We start from the raw sequence: 18,401 nt of genomic DNA on the forward strand, positions 1-18,401 counted from the left end.
GTGATGCTCATGGTCGTGATGCTCATGGTCGTGATGCTCATGGTCGTGATGCTCATGGTCGTGATGCTCATGGCCATGCTCGTGGTGATCATTCAGGTCTTTCACCACGGCATGGGTGCCAGTGATGCCGCAGCGTTCGTCACGGTGAAAATCGAGACTCCAGTGATCCACACCGAGTTTCTCCAGCTCGCTTCGTATGCGCCGGGGATCGACTCCCAGATCGACAAAGGCTCCCAAGGTCATATCACCGGAAATCCCGGCGAAACAGTCAAAATGTAGGGTTTTCATGTGTAACACTCCTTAGTACTTTATATTGTCATGTTCGTTATCGATGGTCCTATTCATGCTGCCGCTCCGATAGCCCGATAACTCGAAAGCGACGTAAAGAAACCCAATCCGCTTCAAGGCTGTTGAAATCTCGTCCAGCCGCTCTTCATTGAAGAACTGTAGTCGCTCATCCGGGGCCACCTCGATACGTGCAATGTCGCCGTGAACCCGTACCCTATATTGGTGAAAGCCGATTTTCCGCAGGAACGCCTCCGCTTCCTCGATCTTTTTGAGTTTTTCCGTGTCGATTCGATCTCCATAGGGGATACGAGATGCCAGGCAGGCAAAGGATGGTTTGTCCCAAGTCGGGAGGTGCAGAATTTTCGAAAGTTCACGTATCTCGTTCTTGTCGAGCCCAATCTCCAAAAGCGGGCTGTGGATTCCAAGTTCTGCCAGGGCTCGCATACCCGGACGATAGTCGTAGCGGTCGTCGGCATTTGAACCATCCAGGATAGTGTCGATGCCGTAGTCGGCCGCTGTTTGGAGAAGCGCGGTAAAGACGATTGTTTTACAGTGGTAACAGCGATCCTTGGGATTGGCAGCGACCGTTTCTGAAAGCAGCTTGGCTTGGATGCAGACATGTTCGATACCGATTTTTTTTGCAAGATCCTTTGCCTCCTCCACCTCACGTTGGGGGATAAAGGGTGATATAAGGCTTATGGCAATGGGTCGCAGGCACGATGCTTCCATTGCCGCCCGGCACAGGAAGGTACTATCGACACCGCCGGAAAAGGCGATCGCGACCCTTCCATAGGCGGAAATATGTTCCAGCAGCTTGTTATATTTATCCTGTATTGTCATTCTTCCCGCTTCTCCCCCGGCGCAGTAGCCGGAGAGGCGGTGAAAATTTCCCAAGACATACCTCTCTCCTTAAGCATAATCGTAAGGAGTTCATCTCCCGTGAGGTCCTTCTTGGTACCGTTGATAGAAAAAATTTTATGATGAGTGCCGTCCGTTCATCGGATGGGCCGAAGGCCGTGTGCCCTCTTTACGGATTCATTCCGTCCATGCAGGCTATCATTTTCGGTGAGATTCTGTCAATTAATCTTTTCTGCTGTTACGAATCCTGGTGATAGCCAAGGCCTAACTTGGGTCTTCCGACATCAAGGTGATGATCTGCTCCACGGCATCTTTTATATTGGTCTGTAAGGTCCGGGACGAGGCTCCGGGAATGATAAGCCTGCATCGATCGATGGGAATCAAAACCTTTGTAGCCGAACTCTCCGCAACAGCACTTGCGATTTTCGGGCTGATTTCTCCGTACAATGCATTTGCAATGATGATACCGATGGGACCGGCGATAATGTCGACCCGTGGGGCGTTGTAGATGATTGCATTCTCTCCGGTTGCCCCTATCGAAGCTCCCGATTTCAGCATGGTAACGGTTGCCGTTGCATTGGTTCCAAGTGCAAGCAATTCGTCGATTTCAGCAAGATGTGGTTTTAGCGCCTGTACAATAGCCTTTCCCACGCCCCCGCCTTGTCCATCGATAACCGCTATTTTCATGGAACCTCCTCATGCTCAAAACACTTTGACTATAAATGGCTTACCGCCGGTGGTCAATCCGTGGCCTTTTTTGCCTTCGTGACGTATAGTTATCGCTGATGAAAAACAGGACCATGCTCTTGCTTCTTTCGATTTCATATTTTGTGTTATACGCTCTTAATCTCATGCTCCCGTTGCAGGGGGCTAATCGTACCACGCGAATATGGGATGTAACGGAATTGCTGCTTGCCTTTGGGGCTTGTTTGGTACTTATCCGACTGGGACATGCTTTGAAAAAGGAATGGATTCTATCGGGGGCCCTCCTTGGGGGGCTAAGCGGCTTTTCCCATTATTGTCATGATCCCAGCATATTGGGGACTCTGTTGGAAGTCGCTGCCGTAGCGCTTACAATTTGCGCCTCACTGCTGGTTTTGTCTCGACCGAATACTCGAAAGATCACAATTCTTCCCCGTTCGTGGCATCATCTGCTTAGGGACCTCCTTCTTGGGGTGCTCTTGGCCTTGCCGTTTGCCCTGCTCAACAACCTGTTTTTCTACCTACAGCGGGGCGCCTCTATCTGGCAGCCCCCTCTTATGGCGGCCTTTTTTGCATTGAGCCCTGCAATTCACGAAGAGATTGTATTTCGGCTTTTTATTCTCTCTTTCTGTCTTTACCTACTCCGCTATTCTCGGCATCCCCGATCAGTTATCGCGATTTCTCTTGTGTTGGCGGTAGTTCCGCATAGCTTGAACCATTTGCCGGATCTTTTTCTGAAGCAGCCTCTGAGTGCACTTTTCCTTTTTGGGGGAACCAGCATCGTATTCGGCCTTCCCATGGCTCTGATTCAATTTAAATGGGGGCTGATGGCTGCGATAGCCTTTCACTGGTTCATCGATGCTTTTCGCTTTTCCTTTGGATATTAACGGCATGGGGTTGGCATTTAGTAAAGGTCGCCATTGGCCTTCTCCGCGTGATGTTGCTATGTAATAAAATAATAGATTTTTTGTAGTAAAACTATGGCATTAATATTACTAAATTACTAATGTTTTACTAGTGTCACGAATATTGGTGGTGATCTGTCGTTTCCCCTGGAAAAAACCTTACTTTTCCACCGCTTCCTGATATTTTGTATGCTTATATATGCAATGGACGATGAGAAAAGGAATTAAGATCCTTGTATCACCAATATTCCTGACACTACATATCCAATACCGTGAATACGGAATTGGTACGATCGCTGGGGGCTGATAAGGTCGTTGATTACACCAAAGAAGACTTTGCTGATCGTGGTGAGCGTTATGATATCATTTTTGATACTGTCGGGAAAAATCAGGACGGTCATAGACAGTCGTTATTCCCTGGACAAGAAAGGCAATGTTGTCATAACGATAGATCAAAACCTTAGAGAACAGGAGGAACTATAGTGACAAGTTCGTATCCCCAGACTTCTCCCCGGAGATATGCCAGGATTACCGGTGTCTTATATCTGGTAATCTTTTTTCTTGGGCCCTTTGCCTTTTTTATGGGAAGAAGCGGTGTTGTTGTTCCCGGAGATCCTGCCGGAACAATCGGCAATTTGGTCTCCTCGCAGCCTTTATTTCGTCTTGGTATGGTAGCCGAAACCGCTATTGTATTGATCGAGATTGTGGTGAGTGCCCTGCTCTATGTTCTGCTTCGGCCGGTAAGCAGGCCGCTTGCCTTGGCTTCTTCTTTTGCCCGCTTCGCCCAATCCATTCTACAGGCCGTCACGCTTTTTACCGCTGTCCCTGCCTTGCTGTTGCTGAGCGGGCAGAGCTACCTTTCGGCCTTCGATCCCGGCCAGCAGAACGCCCTTGTCCTTCTTTTCATGGATATAAATGCTTTTGTGATTATGATCTGGGGGCTACTCTTCGGTTTCCATCTGCTGCTGCTTGGGTACCTTGTTTGCATGTCGGGATTTTGGCCGAAAATTCTGGGAATTCTGCTTCTTATTGCCGCCATAGGCTATCTCGCCCAAAGTTATGGGCATATTGTGGTGCCTCAGTATGATGACATGCTTGCCAGGATTGTGGTGATACTCTCCATTCCGGGAGAACTGGCATTTACCTTGTGGCTTCTCATCAAGGGGCTAAATGAGAAACAGTGGGAAGAGCGAAGCGGAGATAGCCTTCGATGAATTAATCCTAGGTTTCTCCATCTTGTCCCGGCACGCAGAATCGTACCGGGATCTCACCTTCATGGCACTGCGAAGTCAGAATATGAACGTCGATGCCATAGGTTTTTCGCAGGTTGGATTCCGTAATAACGCTTTCGGCGGAACCGAAGGCAATAAAGTTCCCATTGTTCATCATGGCCACCTTACAGGCATGGAGGAGCGGATGGTTCGGGTGGTGGGTTGTCAAGATGATGGTCAATCCTGCACGGGCAAGCTTATCAATTACCTGTAGAACCAAGGTTTGATTTCGGAAATCAAGGGCCGATGTCGGCTCGTCCATCAGGATGATGTCCGGTCCTTGGGCTATTGTTCTGGCGATGGCGACGAGCTGTCGTTTCCCGCCGCTTATATGGGTGAATTCCCTATCCCGAAGGTGGGGAATCCCGACAGTCTCCAGGGCCTGTTCGGCTATTGCTGTATCGTGTGCACCGGGGGATGAAAACATCTTCAAATGCGGTGCCCTGCCCATTTTAACAACTTCAATAACGGGGTAGGGGAAAGGGGCCCCGTTATCTTGAAACACAAAGCCGATTTTCTGAGCCAGACTTGATGTTCCCATCGTCGAGATCTCCGTTCCGTCTATACGGCAAGATCCTGATTCTAGTGGTAGGAACCCCCTGAGACAGCGTAGTAGGGTCGTCTTTCCGCATCCATTTGCTCCGAGAAGACAGAGAATATCCCCTTTGTCGATTTCGAAATTAAGGTCTTCAAAAATGGTCCGATGCCCATAATCAAATCTGCCTTTGTATAAACCTAGTTTAGGGTTCATGCCTTCTCCTTAGATCTTGTTGCTTTTGGCATGTACTGAAGCATGTGCTAAGACCAGCCACCTCTTGTCTTGCGAATCAGATAGCCGAAAAAGGGAGAACCGATGATGGCGGTGAGAATACCGAGTGGAATCTCGGCCGATGAAACGGTACGGGCAATATCATCCATCGCCAGCAAATAGCATGCGCCTATGATCAACGTTACCGGCAGCAGCACCTTGTGGTCGGGGCCGACCAGCATTCTTCCGATGTGCGGTATCACAAGGCCAACCCAGCCTATAATACCGCTGATGCATACGGAGGCGGCGGTCATTAGGGTAACCGAGAAGATCACGATTGCTTTCAATAGTTCCGTATTGATGCCCAGGGAACTTGCTTCTTCATCACCGAAGGAAAGAATATTGATTCTCCAACGGACAAGAAGCAATAGTGTTATGCCCAGAACAAGAGGGGGAAGGGTCCACACTATATCGTGAGCACTAACGCTATTCAATCCTCCCATCAGCCAGAAAGTTATGGCAGGTAATTTGGAATATGGGTCTGCAACATACTTTGCAACCGAAATCAAGGCACTGAAAAAAGCAGAGACGACAACGCCCGAAAGGACAAGCATGACGACAGGGGTCGTTTTATAGACTCTGCTTAAAAAGTAGGTGGTCATCACCCCCGTAAGCCCGAAACTAAAGGCAAGAAGGCGCACCAAGGCCGGATCTCCCGATATCAATATGGCCAGGGCCGCTCCGAATCCCGCAGCTGCCGATACGCCGAGGATATCCGGGCTAACCAGCGGGTTCCTAAAGATTCCTTGAAAGGCTGCCCCACTGATGGAAAGAGCGCCGCCTACACACATGGCCAGAAATGTTCGGGGCAGCCGTATCTGAAGAACGACGGTGGCATCCGTTACCGACCAGCTTTTATGTATCGGGAAAATGGGTGAAGCAAGTATCTTGATGCAGGTCGTGAACGATATCGGATAGCGTCCCAGCGTCAGAGAAAAAAAGAAGAGTACGATGGGCAGGATGACAAGTAAAGCCCACACGATTTTCTTACGATTTATGGATGTCTGCATAATAGTTTTCACGCGGTACGTGTCTCAATAATATCCTGTGGTCACTTCTGGGGAGTGATGAACGATGCAAACTCGTCATGACTCAGCCTATAGCCATAAAATCGGTAATAGAAATCTTGGGAAAGTTTTTCTATGTCGACATCCCCGAAGCGTTCCGGATAAAGGGTTTTGGCCAGCCAGGTAATACCGAGAATGGCCTCGGGGGCTGGTCTGTCCCACCAGAAGGTGCCGACGGGACAGAGATATACGGCGCCGTCGGTAACGGCCCTGACTCCCTGTAATTGACCGTTGTTCATGACCTCTTCTACAGGAACGAATTGGCCCTCATTGCTACTCAGGATCATTACATCCGGGTTCCAGCCGAGCAGCTGTTCAACGTTGATATCTCTAAGCTTCCCGATGTCATGTGCTACGTTGATGCCGCCGGCGCTGTTGATCAGCGTCTGGCCCCACCATGCACTCCCGTTGGTATGCGTCAGGGAACCGAGAAGATAGTAAACTCGTTTTCGCATCCCCTGCGGTATATCCCCGGTCCTCTCTTGTATTATCTGTAGTTGCCGATCCCAGAATTCAACCAGTTCTTCAGCCTGCTGTTTGTTATTCACTAATTCTCCAATCATCAAGAATTCTCGTTTACTGTCCGATGGGTCATTGGCTCTGCCGGTATAAACCCTGATAACCGGAATTCCTGCCTCGACTATTTTTCGATTCCCCTGTTCTGCTGTGAGGCTTGCAATAACAACATCCGGTTTCAGGTTAAGGATCTCTTCGATGTTTACGTTATTAAACGAACCGGGATCGACGGTTTTTTTGAAACCGGGATACATACGGACAAGGGTCGGAAAACGTAACATTGATGGTTGCCCTACTATTTTTTCAACTCCGCCGAGGGCTGCAATTTCATGGGTGGCACCCCCATAACAGGTGATGACAATTCTATTGACGTTCTTGGGCACGGTGACTTCATTTCCACCCATATCCACAACCGTTTTTGTAAGTGCCTGGGCCTCTGCTCCCTTTTGGGTACAAACGGCAAGTAAAAAAAATGTCAGAGACAGAATCAAGATTTTATATCGATTATCCCCCTGAACTTTCTCTTTCATAGGAAACTCCTTTTCATTGTATTGCGACTGTATAGCGTCTGATAACGAGGCGTTCGGCCGATTTCCCGTAGAAATGATATCCCGAACCTGCCTCTATCAATGTATCCAGAAGTTTATCGGGATCGGTGACGGTGATACCGCCGATACTATCGACTCCCCGACGGAAAAAGGCATCCGGTAGCATGCTTGCCGTCGGCCCTACGAGGGTGATGTTTGCATCGGAACGACAGTGATCGAGAATGTCCTCAAGGGTATCGTTAATCAGGGTTGTACCGGTGATAATGAGCCAGTCAGCCTTTGAGATCTCCTCGTTTGCGTGTTCCGGGGGAACATAGTAGCGCATCTCGTCGGCCTTTAGCGTACGTGCATCTTTTTCCAGGATACAAAAAGGCTTTCCTCTTGCCTTCAACATCTTGATATAGGGTACAAGGGCTCCTATGACAACGACATGGGCCTCTTCCGGGATGGCGGCCCCTTCCAAAGGGTCTATACTAAGATCGAAGCCGTATTCTTTTGGTGTTTTCCTATGCCAGCAGCTTGTGGAAAGGGCATTGAGGACGGCAATCCCAAGGGCCTTTTTTAAAGGGGCGTTCTGATCCATTTCGTCAAGATAGTAGCTCACCGGCTGATGTGTTAGTTTACCGGCCCCCGGGATTGCCCGAGCCGAGCTGGGGCAACAGACCGCCTCCGGAATCTCCTTAACCGGGGTAAAGCAAATGCCTCCGTCTCCGGTTGAAAGTCTTACGCCTGAAAAAAAGAGGCCTATTACCGCCCTTTCAACGGTAATCGAGTCCATCTCGCTCCCAAGTTGCGACCGTATCGTCTCTATCGTCTCCTCCAGAATCGTCTTTCTCTTTTTTGTTTCCATCTGGTCCTCTCTGTGTTTTACGTCGTTCACTATGATCGGCAACAGCACGCACGTTCTTCCGCCGTCCTCTTGCAGGGAAGGTCCTGGTCCTTTACCGCTAAATGAAGACGTGAATTCCCGTAAGGGGTCGGGACATCAGATGAAGCAATGACTCGAAATCCTTTTTCCTCGAACAAGGCATTGAATTCTTCGACATGACAAAGGGGATGTCCGAAGCTTTGAAGTGCCTTTGCCAGTTCTCCGACTCCATGGCTTCCCGGCTTGCATCCTGGGGCGCAGAACCAGTGGTTGGTAACTAATAGTCCTCCGGGTTTGAGTGCGTCATACACCTTATTGAAAATCGGTTCGAGATTTTTGCGAAATTTATAGAGAAGATGAGAGATGAGAACAATATCATAGCCGGAACCAAAGGTATCGATACAGATGTCGCCACCTTCTGCCGTTATGCGGTTATCCATTTTGTATTGACTGATGTATCGTTGTGTCGTTTCAATGATATGCGGTTTGTCGAAAACAAGGCCATGCAAAGACAGGTTTTCCTGGCAAAGCGCTATGGTATGCAATCCATGACCGCCCCCAAGGTCCAGAACCTTCTTTGCATTGTGAAAACCGTCCCATTGTATAATTGTTCGAACAATAGTCTGGAGTTCTCCCTGAAGACTGCGTTGCGCAAGTGCGTTGATAAAAGCACCACTTGGGCCGGAGGAGAAACCGTTCATCTCCGGTTCTTTGCGCCTGATAGCTTTGGAGAGCTTGTTCCACTGGCCCTTACCTGTAGTTCTCAGTTGATCGCCTTGAAAAAAGGGGCTGCTGCTTACGAGAAACTCCGTTGCAGCCTTGGTATTAGCGTATATCTCATCTTCAACGGTAAGGATTCCTATATCAACAAGGGTAGCGAGAAACGGCCTGATAAACATCCCGTTGATACCGGTTCCCTTTGCAATCTCTTCTTTATCGCTTTGCCCCCTTTTGTCGAGGTAGTCGCATATACCAGTATCAAGGGCGGCTACGAGTGTCTGGTAGTTTTGATATCCTTCCAGCAGGCAGTCGAAACCCTTGATTTCCGTCGGTGGGGTAAGCCTCATTAAGAAAGGAATTTCGTTACATCCATCCATTGCCTGTCTCCTTTTCCTTTCGCGTACATCTCTGTATTGGGTAGATGAACCATTATATACGTATGTATATAATGGCGTCAACAAGATCATCCTATCTCTTGGCGAATCGCATTCCTCCGGGATATACTCACTGGAGATGAAAGACCTTTCCTATGATACCGATCGCCCCATTGCTGCTCTTGCGACCCCCTGGGGACGAAGCGCCATTGCTGTTGTGCGAACCTCGGGGGAGGGCTGTCTCGATCTCCTGGCCCGAACCTTTTCCCGTCCGGCGGCTCTTTCCGGGGCGAAAAGCTACTCTCTTATCTATGGCCACGTACTTGATGCCTCGGGCCTTCCCATAGAACAGGTGGTCCTTGGGGTGTTCCATGCTCCGAGGGGGTATACGGGAGAGGAGAGTGTTGAAATCTATACCCATGGTTCACCTTCGGGAATACAGCGCCTTCTTTCCCGCCTCTACGAGGTTGGCTTCAGTGAAGCGGCTCCCGGGGAATTTACCCTTCGGGCCTTTTTGAACGGAAAGATTGATTTGACCGAGGCCGAGGCGGTGGCGGAGATTATCGACGCAAAGTCTTCCGCAGCCCATGCCATGGCCATGGACCGCTTATCCGGATCGCTTTTTCGATCGATCGATGCCCTGAAAAAGAGGATTGTCGAAGTGCTTGCATCGGTGGAGGTCCTCCTCGATTACCCTGAAGAAGAGCTCCTTGATGCTCCTGAACCCGATTTTGCCCCTCTATCAGAGGTACTTCACTCTATTGAGGCTTTGTCCGCTACCTTTCAGGAGGGGCGTCTCTACCGAGAAGGGGCAAAGGTTGCCATTGCCGGTAGAACGAACGCCGGCAAGAGTTCACTCTTTAATCTTTTTCTCAAGGAGGACCGCTCCATCGTATCTGACATCCACGGTACGACCAGGGACTATATTGAGGCATGGACCACTATAGCGGGGATCCCGGTCTGCCTCTACGATACCGCCGGCCTGCGCGATGCTGGTCATCCTGTTGAGGTCGAGGGAATAAGGAGAAGCGGAAAGGTAGTAGATGCCGCCGATCTTGTCCTTTATCTGATTGACGGAACGACAGGCCCTTCTCCTGATGAACGCTCCCTGCTTGCCGATCAGACAAGTGCTGAGGGAGAGTGTCGCTACATCTTTGTGATGACGAGAAGCGATCTTGGCTGCCAGGTCTGGGGCGATGGAGTAATCGCTGTCAGTGCCGTAACTGGAGAGGGCCTCGACCGCTTGCAGAAGAAAATGGCGAAATGCCTGAGCGCCAAGGCTCCCCTGACTTCAGGGGAGCCTGTGGTTGATTCGATTCGGCAGAAACGGCTCCTCGACCGCTGTTCCTCTGCCTTACAGACTGTATTGGAAGGGGTTGGCAGCCGATCCTGGGATGAACTTGCCATGGATCTCAAAGATGCCGTGGATGCCCTGGGCGAAATTACCGGTGAGGTGACCTCTGCCGATATTCTTGAATCAATCTTTTCCGGCTTTTGCCTCGGAAAATGAGATAGGAGTCTTCATTACATGGTTCGTGACTACGATGCTGTCGTCATCGGCGGGGGACACGCCGGCATAGAGGCCGCCCTTGCCCTTGCCCGTCTTTCCCACCGTACTCTGCTCATCACCCAGAGCCTCGATGCCATAGGCCGATTGAGCTGTAACCCCGCGGTAGGCGGGCTTTCCAAGGGCAACATTGTTCGTGAGATTGATGCCCTGGGCGGTGAGATGGGGCATCTTATCGATGCAACGATGATCCAATTCCGTATTCTCAACCAGCGCCGAGGCCCTGCTGTTCAGGCTCCCAGAGCCCAGGCGGATAAATTTGCCTACAACCTTCTTGCGAAAGAGACACTTGAAAAACAGCCCTGCCTCGATCTCTACCAGGATACGGTGACGGATTTGATCATCGAAGGGGATATTCCCTCAGGTGGGGCAAGGATCGCCGGGGTGAGGACCGATCGCGGACAAGAGATTTCCGCTCGCTCGGTGGTCTTGACCACCGGGACCTTTATGGAGGGAAAAGTCTTTATCGGCAGCTGGGAAGCTCCCTCCGGGCGCCTTGGAGAGCCTGCCGCCATCGGACTGGGCAGCGCTCTGCGGGCAAAGGGCTTTCACCTTGGACGGATGAAAACGGGAACTCCCGCCAGGGTCTCTGCCTCCTCCCTCGATTACGATAAAATGGAGGAACAGAAAGGGGATGAGCTGATGCTTCCTTTCAGCTTTTCCCATGATACGATAGATCGACCGGAACGTAGCTGCTGGATTACCTATACGAACGAGAAAACCCACTCGCTGATTTCTGAAAATTTGGGAACAAGCCCCCTTTATGGAGGAAAGATCGTCGGTAAAGGCCCTCGTTATTGCCCCTCCATCGAAGACAAGGTGGTTCGCTTCCCAGATCGCCAGCGGCATCAGATATTTGTAGAACCTGAAGGGCTTCATACCGAGGAGATGTACCTCAACGGGATCTCTTCGAGCCTCCCCGAATGGGTCCAGGAACAGTTTATCCATTCCGTTCCGGGATTAGAGCGTGCGGTTATTATGCGGCCCGGCTATGCCGTTGAGTATGATTATATCGATCCTCGCCAGCTTTTCCCCAGCCTCCAGACAAAGGCGGTGGCGGGCCTCTTTATTGCCGGTCAGACAAATGGCACCTCGGGCTACGAAGAGGCCGCCTGTCAGGGGCTCCTTGCCGGTATCAATGCCTCACTCTTGATGCGTGGAGAAGACCTTTTGGTACTTTCCCGGGCCGAGGCCTATGCCGGGGTTCTTATCGACGATCTCGTTACCCTTGGTACCGAGGAACCCTACAGGATGTTTACCAGTCGTGCCGAATATCGCCTCAATCTCCGCCATGATACCGCGGATCGTCGGCTTTTGCCGCTCGGCCATCGTATTGGATTACAGAACGATGACGCAATGGAGGCCCTTAATAAGCGGCTTGAAGGGGAAGCGGCGATAAAAGAGCTCCTTGCCTCAAGGCGTTTACGCTCTTCAGAAGCTGCGGATCTCGAACTTTCGGGGCAGGAGGGCAAGAAATTTCTTGATCTTTTGAAGGTTCCTGAGGTTTCTATCGATATGCTTGTGCCGCTGCAGCCCGAGTTGGAGGCGTTTCCCGACAAGTGGCTCCGTCGTGCCGCCCTTGATATTCGTTATGAAGGTTACATCAGGCGGCAGGACGAGCAGGTGGAGCGCTTTCAGCGTATGGAGGGGCTCAAGATCCCTGCGGATTTTAACTGGAATACCATCGAAGGTATCAGCAATGAGTCACGGGAAAAACTGAAACAGATACGGCCCCTTTCGGTGGGACAGGCCTCGCGGATCTCCGGTGTCCGTTCCTCGGATATAGCCGTTCTCATGGTGATGCTCAGGAGAAGGCGGTGAGGGAGCTTATCAAACAGGCGCTTGATGCCGTGGCATGGTCCTTCGATGCTTCAATGGCGGAAAGGTGTGAGGTCTATCTGAAGGAGCTGTTGTTCTGGAATCGCAAGGTAGGACTGGTGAAGATGGAATCGGTCGATGAGCTTGTCTTCCGTCATCTCTACGATTCACTGGCTCCTTTGCCCCTGCTCGAAGCCTCCGGCCTGCTGCCGGAGGCAGGAAGCGGTGTTGTGGATATCGGCAGCGGCGGAGGGTTTCCCGGCATTCCCCTTGCCCTTGCGCTGCCCCGGTATCAATACACCCTTGTGGAACGTTCGGGGCGTAAGGCCGGATTCCTGCAGAATGCAGTCGCCCTGCTCGGGGTTGCCGATCGGGTCCGCATTCTCCAGGTAGATGCCGAAACCCTCGGGTCCCGATGGCAGCTTGCAACGTGCAGAGCCTTCCGCCCCGTCAACGAGGCCCTTCCCATCCTTGCAGGCCGGCTGGTTCCGGGAGGATCTGCCGTTATCTATGCCGGAACCCGAAAGCTGCTTCAGAACCAGCTTTCGGAACTAAAAAAACGACCGAAAGGAGAACTTCGCATTGTCGGAATTCCCGATTCCGACAATCTGCTGAAAGGCGAGCGAAACCTTCTGGTATTTAACGATCGATCTCCTTCATCTTTCGCATAAGCCCCTCCTTTTCCACAAGGTCGATGAGACGGGCTTCGACAAACTGCTTTGCGCCTTCGGTAAATTCTCCCGCCGAGAGGCAGAATCCTCTACCTGCTCTCAGTTCCTTGATGCGTGCATAGAGATCCCGGAGGATCAGTTCTCCCACCTGGCTGTTTGTTCTTACATATCGAAACAGTACCACATCCTCCCACTTCCTGGTACTTATTTCCGCAAGGATATCGGCATAGTCATTTCCCGTAACCGAGATATCGGTAATCTGGACCTTTGCTCCGGGAAAGATGGTGTTCGTTAATTTTCTGCAGAGGGTAACAAAATCACTGGTCGGAGCGATAAGATAGGTTTGAAGATTTCGGTTTGAATTAAGCTCCGCGTACTTTTCCAGCAGGGCAGGAACATCACGGTAGCCCGGTGCCGTTTTCTGAATTTCCTGAAGGAGTTTCAAGGCCCTTCCCATATCCTGCTTTTTCGCATAGGAGGCGGCAAGTCGGTATTTCAACTCCAGGGCCGTCTCTTTCTTTATATTATTATGGCGTAGGCCAATTTCGAAATCGAGAACAGCCTTATCGAACTGCCCCGAAGCGACATGAATGGTTCCTGCGTAGAGGGCCGCATTGGGACCGAGATTCGGATCCGGACGAAGATGGCTGAAGATTCGAAGGGCCTGATCGTTTTGGCCAAGGTTATGATAGACCTGGCCAAGGACAAAGAGGCTCTCCTTATCTTCCGGTTCAATTTCCAGTGCCTTGCGTAAGGCGCCTGCAGCATCCTTGTATTTTGTAATTTTAAAAAGGGAATGACCGAGATATTTGAGCATGGAACCGTGTTCCGGATCTTTTTGCCGCGCAGATTGAAGCAGCGCAACCGCCTTCTCGAAATTCCCTTTCCTAAACTCGAGATACCCGAGGTTGAAGTTTACCTCGAAAACGTCCGGATTCATCGTCTTACAGATCAAAAAGCTTTTATATGCCTCTTCGAAATTTTGAAGTTTCATTGCGGAGATGGCATAACGAAGGTTGATCTCGAATTCGTCCAATTCCTTGTTGGTTGCACAGAGATCGATCAGAATATTATAGGTGCGAAGCGCCTTGTCGAATCTTCCGTCGTTAAAGTGTGCCTCGGCAAGGGCGAGAAGTGCTTCCGCATCTTTTGGATTCTGGCTGAGGCGTTTGTTTGCCTCCCTAATGATTGCATTAGAATCTTTGCCTTTGAACTTTTTGTTCTTTTTGTCTCCGTTCCCCTTATTTTTGCCTGCGCTTATGACGAAAAGTATAACGATTGCTATTGCTACGACCGCAACGGGGAGCAGCAGAAACAGATTGGTTTCCATGACCAGTATTATGGTTTGCAATTGGTCCTGCGTCAAGGAAGCCCTTTTTATTGACAAGCTTTCACGGCGGTTATAGGCTTGAAATGAAGAGGAGAAAAACAGTGGCAGATTCCAGGATTGGAATAAAGATCGCTGACGGTTCGTTTTATCCCATCATGAAAGAGGGGAAACGAGCTAAAAAGCGTTTGGTTTTGACGACGGTAAATGATCGACAAACCAATGTCCAGATCGATCTGTATCGTGGCAGGGAAGAGATCGAGAGTGCCAGTTATATAGGCAGCCTGTTGATCGAAAATATTCCGGCCGCGGCAAAAGGGAATCCTGAAATCGAACTGGTCGTGGGAATCGACGATGATGGGAACCTTACGGCCGAGGCGAGTGAGGGGCAGTCCGGGGAAAAACGGACACTTTCGGTACGGATCGACGATAACGGGACTCCCTCGGCATACGACATTCCTGATTTCGATCTTTCACAGGAACCTTCCGAGGGATTTGAACCGGATTTTTCCTTTGACGAATTGGATGGTGATTCGGACGAGGATGTTCCTCCCTCCGAAGATTTTTTCTTCGAAGCATCCGATGATTATCCCACCGAAGAAGAAGCACCCCGGAGAAGCCGGATTCGCCCCCTGCTTATCACCCTGCTTGTGATCCTTTCCCTTGCCTTTATCGGGCTTCTCATCTATTGCCTGATGAACTACCTCCCGGGAGAAAAAGCCCTTCCTCTTCGGGCGTCGGGAAGCGAAGTGGAGCAGACAACCCCCGTTGCGGAATCTCCTCCCGCGTCTGTTCCCGTGCCGCAGGCGACGGTCGAGCAGGCGCCTGTTCCCGAGAGGGAAACGGTGAGGGTGGAGGTTGAAGGGGTCTGGTACAGAATCCGCTGGGGTGATACACTCTGGGATATATCCTCTTCCTTTTATAGTACCCCGTGGCTTTATGGACAAATTGCGGAAGAAAACAACATCAAAAATCCAGATATTATCTTTGCCGAGCAAAAAATATTTATTCCGACGAAATAGTCTACTTTTTCTCCTTTTCCTTTTTCTTTTTTTTATACTGTGGACCTCCGCCCTTTATCCGTCGAGAGATATCGAAACGGCGTCTGTTCGGCTATCCGGCGAGGCGAAGGGAGACGCTCTTTTTTTTGTGGCGATGGACCAGCTGCGTTGTGGGGAACAGATCAATGCGGAAAATTTCTTCATAAAGGCTTCTAACCTCGCCTCTCCCGAATTCCGGCGGGAAGCACGGTATCGGCTTGGACTGCTGTATTTTGATCAAGCGCAAAAAGCCTCTGCGGCCGGGAAAAACGGCGAGCAGGCGCGTGCTCTTTTGCACAAGCTTGTGTCGCTTTCCGCCGGAGAGAAAATCGATCCCGATCTTCGGCTGCTCACAATGATCAATGAGGCCAGATCCTCACTGGGCCTTTGGATGGATATTCTTGCTTCCATGGGGCAGACTCGTCCCCATGATGCTGACCCTGCATCGTGCCAAAGCCTCTCTCTCACCTGGGCTCTGGCGCAATATGAGACGGGACAGGAGGCTTCCTCCCTGCTTCAGTCCTTCGTTTCGAATGACGGGGAGCTGACAGGGGAACGGTTGACCGCGATTATCAATAGCGGCGGCCCTCTTCACCTCTCTCGGGATAGGGCGATACAAGCGATTGCCGATCTTTTGCTGGCTTTGAACGGAGACAGCAGAAAAGAGGTTCTTTCGACATTTCTTATAGCGATTCGCGATGCCGGTGCAACGATCGCCGGAACTCCCCTGTATCTATCGGCTGTCAGAAGTTGTGGTTACGGTAGCGACGCGGGGCTCCTGTTCGATCATACGCTTGAGCTTCTTCCTTTTGTAGAGCATGTTCCGGAGCGTAAAGCCGCGCTCCTGGAGGCCGCCGGCTTTCTGGCAAGAAGAGCCGGACAATACGATGACGCGTTTTCTCTGTTCGACGAGGCGGTGGATAGTGCGACCGAGGTGACCTCCTTCGATTCCCTGCATATGCAGCGTATGGTGTGGTACCGCTTCGATTCTCTGGTTCACGCTGATCCTCAGAGTGCCGCATCCGCCATTCCTCAACTCCTCGGCAATATGGTTGATCCCCGTTATTTCGATGATACGCTTGATTCGCTTCTCGATGAACTGCTCCGGCAAAGAGAGTGGCCCCTGATCGATACGATTGCCCGTTCCTTTGGCAGGGATCTTCCCGCTGCTTCGGCTTCACGGTACTACTATCTGGCCGCCAGAGGTCGCCAGCTTGCTCTTTTGCCCGAGGACGGAATGCAAGAAGCGCTTTTTCGGCGTATCCTCGATCTGCCTCCTTCCGGGACAACGGCGCGCTATTATCGTATTCTTGCTGCTTCGGCTTTGGAGCGTTTTCCCGATGAAGAGGGGACGGATTACGCCTTTTTCTATCCGGCAGCCGAGGCTCGGGATGAGGCTGTACAGGGAGAACCCGCGTTCCCCTGTTGCATGCGAGTTGTGCGGGGACTGCTCGATCACGGTTTTTCTCTCGAAGCCGAAAAGGAACTGTCTCGCCTGGAGTCTTGCGGTTTTCTTCCTTCCCGGGGTCTCATCATCGACACGGTGAAGGGACTTTCCCGTGAGGGGCATCATCTTGAAGCAATCCGCCGTTTCGATCGTTTTGCAAATGAGCGAGGGATAAGCGGCAATGAAGAGCTTCGTATCCTTTATCCCCGTCCCTTTCGGGCCTATGTGCATGAGGTGACGGAACGAGAAGGCCTTGAGGAGAATCTCTTTTATGCCCTGGTTCGGGAAGAAAGCCATTTTACTCCCGATATCTACAGTCATGTAGGAGCCGTCGGTTTGAGCCAGTTGATGCCCGCTACAGCGAGGGATGTTGCCGGCAGAATGGGGCTGAAGATTCCCTCGAATGAGGATCTTCATGATCCCCGTCTGAATCTTTCCATTGGCGCTTGGTACCTTGCTCACCTTGCCGGGCGTACGGATAATATTTCCGAAGCGCTTTTTGCTTATAATGGGGGATTAACACGACTCAGACGCTGGCGTAGTTCGAATAGTGATCTTCCCGATGATCTGTTTGCCGAGACCATCCCCTTTGCCGAAACCCAGTATTACGGAAGAAAGCTCCTTGTCTCAACCACCATTTATCGCTATCTTTACCGGGCCGACTCTCCGGAGGGGCCTCTCTGGCCGGTCGATACCTTTTTCCCGAAACGCTGACAATACAAGAAGGAGCTAGGATATGAGTATAGTACAGGCACTTTTTTTGGGTGCATTACAAGGGGTAACCGAATTCCTTCCTGTTTCAAGCTCAGGACATCTTGCTCTTATGAAATACTTCATGGACCTTGAAGATGTTCCGATACTGTTTGATGTTATTCTTCATGTTGCAACCCTCTTTGTTGTCATATGGGTTTTCCGTGCAAGGGTAGGAAGGCTGTTCCTTGCTCTCGGCCATCTGATCACAGGCAAACGGAATGAAGAAGATAATCAGAATTTGCATTTGATTCTTATCATCCTTGCAGCCACACTGGTAACCGGAGTCCTCGGCCTTTTCCTCGAAGGCCTGGATGTCGGCCGGTTTCCAAGGGCCGTGGCTGCCCTTCTTGTCGTTACCGGTCTCATATTGCTTGGCGCGAAACGCTTTTCCGGAAATGTCGATTATGAAGGGATCAAGCTTCGGCACGGGCTTTTTACCGGTTTTGCCCAGGGGCTTGGAGTTCTTCCCGGTATCAGCCGTTCGGGGATTACCATCTCGGCAGCCCTGGCCTCCGGCATGAATCGGGAAAGCGCCGGGGAGTTTTCCTTTCTTATCAGCTTGCCAGCTATTGCCGGGGCTTTGCTACTCGAACTTCGCGACGTCGGATCTCTGCTGGCGACGGTCCCCCCCTCATCGCTCATTGCCGGTTTCCTCTCGGCCTTTATCGTCGGCATGGCGAGTCTTGTTTTGCTTTTGCGATTGATTCGGCGGGGAAAGCTTTACTACTTTTCCTTCTATCTCATTCCCGCCGGTATACTGGGGTTCATTCTTCTATAGCGGACTCAGGCCCCGGCCGTTTCCGCCGATACTAGAAGCGCGAACTATTTGAACGGAAAGGAAGAATAATCTTGC

18 protein-coding genes and 1 pseudogene are annotated in these 18,401 nt (G+C 51.0%); 10 read left to right on the forward strand and 9 right to left on the reverse strand.

Features of this window, described 5'->3' with window-relative positions:
* The 3 genes from larC to F459_RS0106030 form a co-directional block, all read right to left on the reverse strand.
* The coding region (gene larC, locus F459_RS23535) for a nickel insertion protein (RefSeq protein ID WP_245540096.1) at positions 1–288 on the reverse strand (288 nt) is incomplete at its 3' end.
* A gap of 12 nt (positions 289–300) precedes the next feature.
* Positions 301–1,182: an ATP-dependent sacrificial sulfur transferase LarE gene (larE, locus tag F459_RS0106025; RefSeq protein ID WP_020611839.1), complete on the reverse strand. Its 882-nt coding sequence runs from the start codon at positions 1,180–1,182 to the stop codon at positions 301–303.
* A 228-nt stretch (positions 1,183–1,410) separates the two neighbouring features.
* Positions 1,411–1,833: a DUF3842 family protein gene (locus F459_RS0106030; protein ID WP_020611840.1), complete on the reverse strand. Its 423-nt coding sequence runs from the start codon at positions 1,831–1,833 to the stop codon at positions 1,411–1,413.
* A gap of 98 nt (positions 1,834–1,931) precedes the next feature.
* Between F459_RS0106030 and F459_RS0106035 the strand changes: the two genes are divergently transcribed.
* From F459_RS0106035 to F459_RS0106045, 4 genes and pseudogenes are all read left to right on the forward strand, one after another.
* Positions 1,932–2,735: a CPBP family glutamic-type intramembrane protease gene (locus F459_RS0106035; RefSeq protein WP_154651636.1), complete on the forward strand. Its 804-nt coding sequence runs from the start codon at positions 1,932–1,934 to the stop codon at positions 2,733–2,735.
* 290 nt (positions 2,736–3,025) lie between these two features.
* A pseudogene (locus F459_RS24640) lies at positions 3,026–3,109 on the forward strand (hypothetical protein); the annotation flags it as partial.
* A gap of 1 nt (position 3,110) precedes the next feature.
* Complete coding sequence (locus F459_RS24510; protein WP_281167831.1) at positions 3,111–3,236, forward strand: hypothetical protein; 126 nt, start codon at positions 3,111–3,113, stop codon at positions 3,234–3,236.
* On the forward strand, positions 3,236–3,967 hold the full coding sequence (locus F459_RS0106045; protein WP_020611843.1) for a DUF4386 domain-containing protein: 732 nt from the start codon (positions 3,236–3,238) through the stop codon (positions 3,965–3,967). Before F459_RS24510 ends, F459_RS0106045 begins: the two co-directional genes overlap by 1 nt.
* Before the next feature lie 7 nt (positions 3,968–3,974).
* Here the strand turns inward: F459_RS0106045 and F459_RS0106050 are convergent, their stop codons facing one another.
* The 5 genes from F459_RS0106050 to F459_RS0106070 are packed head-to-tail and all read right to left on the reverse strand — an operon-like array spanning position 3,975 to position 8,928.
* Complete coding sequence (locus F459_RS0106050) at positions 3,975–4,775, reverse strand: ABC transporter ATP-binding protein (protein WP_020611844.1); 801 nt, start codon at positions 4,773–4,775, stop codon at positions 3,975–3,977.
* A gap of 47 nt (positions 4,776–4,822) precedes the next feature.
* Positions 4,823–5,842: a FecCD family ABC transporter permease gene (locus F459_RS0106055; protein ID WP_020611845.1), complete on the reverse strand. Its 1,020-nt coding sequence runs from the start codon at positions 5,840–5,842 to the stop codon at positions 4,823–4,825.
* A gap of 41 nt (positions 5,843–5,883) precedes the next feature.
* Positions 5,884–6,945, reverse strand: a complete 1,062-nt coding sequence (locus tag F459_RS0106060; protein WP_020611846.1) for an ABC transporter substrate-binding protein — start codon at positions 6,943–6,945, stop codon at positions 5,884–5,886.
* 13 nt (positions 6,946–6,958) lie between these two features.
* Positions 6,959–7,813, reverse strand: a complete 855-nt coding sequence (locus F459_RS0106065) for a DUF364 domain-containing protein (protein ID WP_020611847.1) — start codon at positions 7,811–7,813, stop codon at positions 6,959–6,961.
* A gap of 29 nt (positions 7,814–7,842) precedes the next feature.
* Entirely contained in the window at positions 7,843–8,928 is a 1,086-nt protein-coding gene (locus F459_RS0106070; protein ID WP_020611848.1) for a methyltransferase, read from the reverse strand.
* A gap of 136 nt (positions 8,929–9,064) precedes the next feature.
* Here F459_RS0106070 and mnmE point away from each other — a divergent pair, with 136 nt between their 5' ends.
* From mnmE to rsmG, 3 genes are read left to right on the forward strand one after another with little or no spacing between them, the layout of a single operon-like run.
* Complete coding sequence (gene mnmE, locus F459_RS0106075) at positions 9,065–10,435, forward strand: tRNA uridine-5-carboxymethylaminomethyl(34) synthesis GTPase MnmE (protein WP_020611849.1); 1,371 nt, start codon at positions 9,065–9,067, stop codon at positions 10,433–10,435.
* Between the two features lie 18 nt (positions 10,436–10,453).
* Positions 10,454–12,313, forward strand: a complete 1,860-nt coding sequence (gene mnmG, locus F459_RS0106080) for a tRNA uridine-5-carboxymethylaminomethyl(34) synthesis enzyme MnmG (RefSeq protein WP_020611850.1) — start codon at positions 10,454–10,456, stop codon at positions 12,311–12,313.
* The gene (rsmG, locus tag F459_RS0106085; RefSeq protein ID WP_020611851.1) at positions 12,310–12,981 is read left to right on the forward strand and encodes a 16S rRNA (guanine(527)-N(7))-methyltransferase RsmG; all 672 of its coding nucleotides are present in this window, start codon (positions 12,310–12,312) and stop codon (positions 12,979–12,981) included. Before mnmG ends, rsmG begins: the two co-directional genes overlap by 4 nt.
* On the opposite strand, the gene F459_RS0106090 is transcribed toward rsmG, so the two are convergent.
* Positions 12,950–14,311, reverse strand: a complete 1,362-nt coding sequence (locus F459_RS0106090) for a tetratricopeptide repeat protein (RefSeq protein WP_020611852.1) — start codon at positions 14,309–14,311, stop codon at positions 12,950–12,952. The two genes, rsmG and F459_RS0106090, sit on opposite strands and share 32 nt — an antisense overlap.
* A gap of 101 nt (positions 14,312–14,412) precedes the next feature.
* Here F459_RS0106090 and F459_RS0106095 point away from each other — a divergent pair, with 101 nt between their 5' ends.
* Genes F459_RS0106095 through F459_RS0106105 form a run of 3 tightly spaced genes read left to right on the forward strand, consistent with a single transcriptional unit; the run spans position 14,413 to position 18,326 of the window.
* Complete coding sequence (locus F459_RS0106095) at positions 14,413–15,330, forward strand: Hsp70 family protein (RefSeq protein WP_020611853.1); 918 nt, start codon at positions 14,413–14,415, stop codon at positions 15,328–15,330.
* Positions 15,248–17,509: a flagellar assembly lytic transglycosylase gene (locus F459_RS0106100; RefSeq protein ID WP_407636023.1), complete on the forward strand. Its 2,262-nt coding sequence runs from the start codon at positions 15,248–15,250 to the stop codon at positions 17,507–17,509. Before F459_RS0106095 ends, F459_RS0106100 begins: the two co-directional genes overlap by 83 nt.
* 22 nt (positions 17,510–17,531) lie before the next feature.
* On the forward strand, positions 17,532–18,326 hold the full coding sequence (locus F459_RS0106105) for an undecaprenyl-diphosphate phosphatase (RefSeq protein WP_020611855.1): 795 nt from the start codon (positions 17,532–17,534) through the stop codon (positions 18,324–18,326).
* Positions 18,327–18,401: the final 75 nt, after the last annotated feature.

Origin of the sequence: Sediminispirochaeta bajacaliforniensis DSM 16054 (genome assembly GCF_000378205.1) — a bacterium.
Classification (GTDB): domain Bacteria; phylum Spirochaetota; class Spirochaetia; order DSM-16054; family Sediminispirochaetaceae; genus Sediminispirochaeta; species Sediminispirochaeta bajacaliforniensis.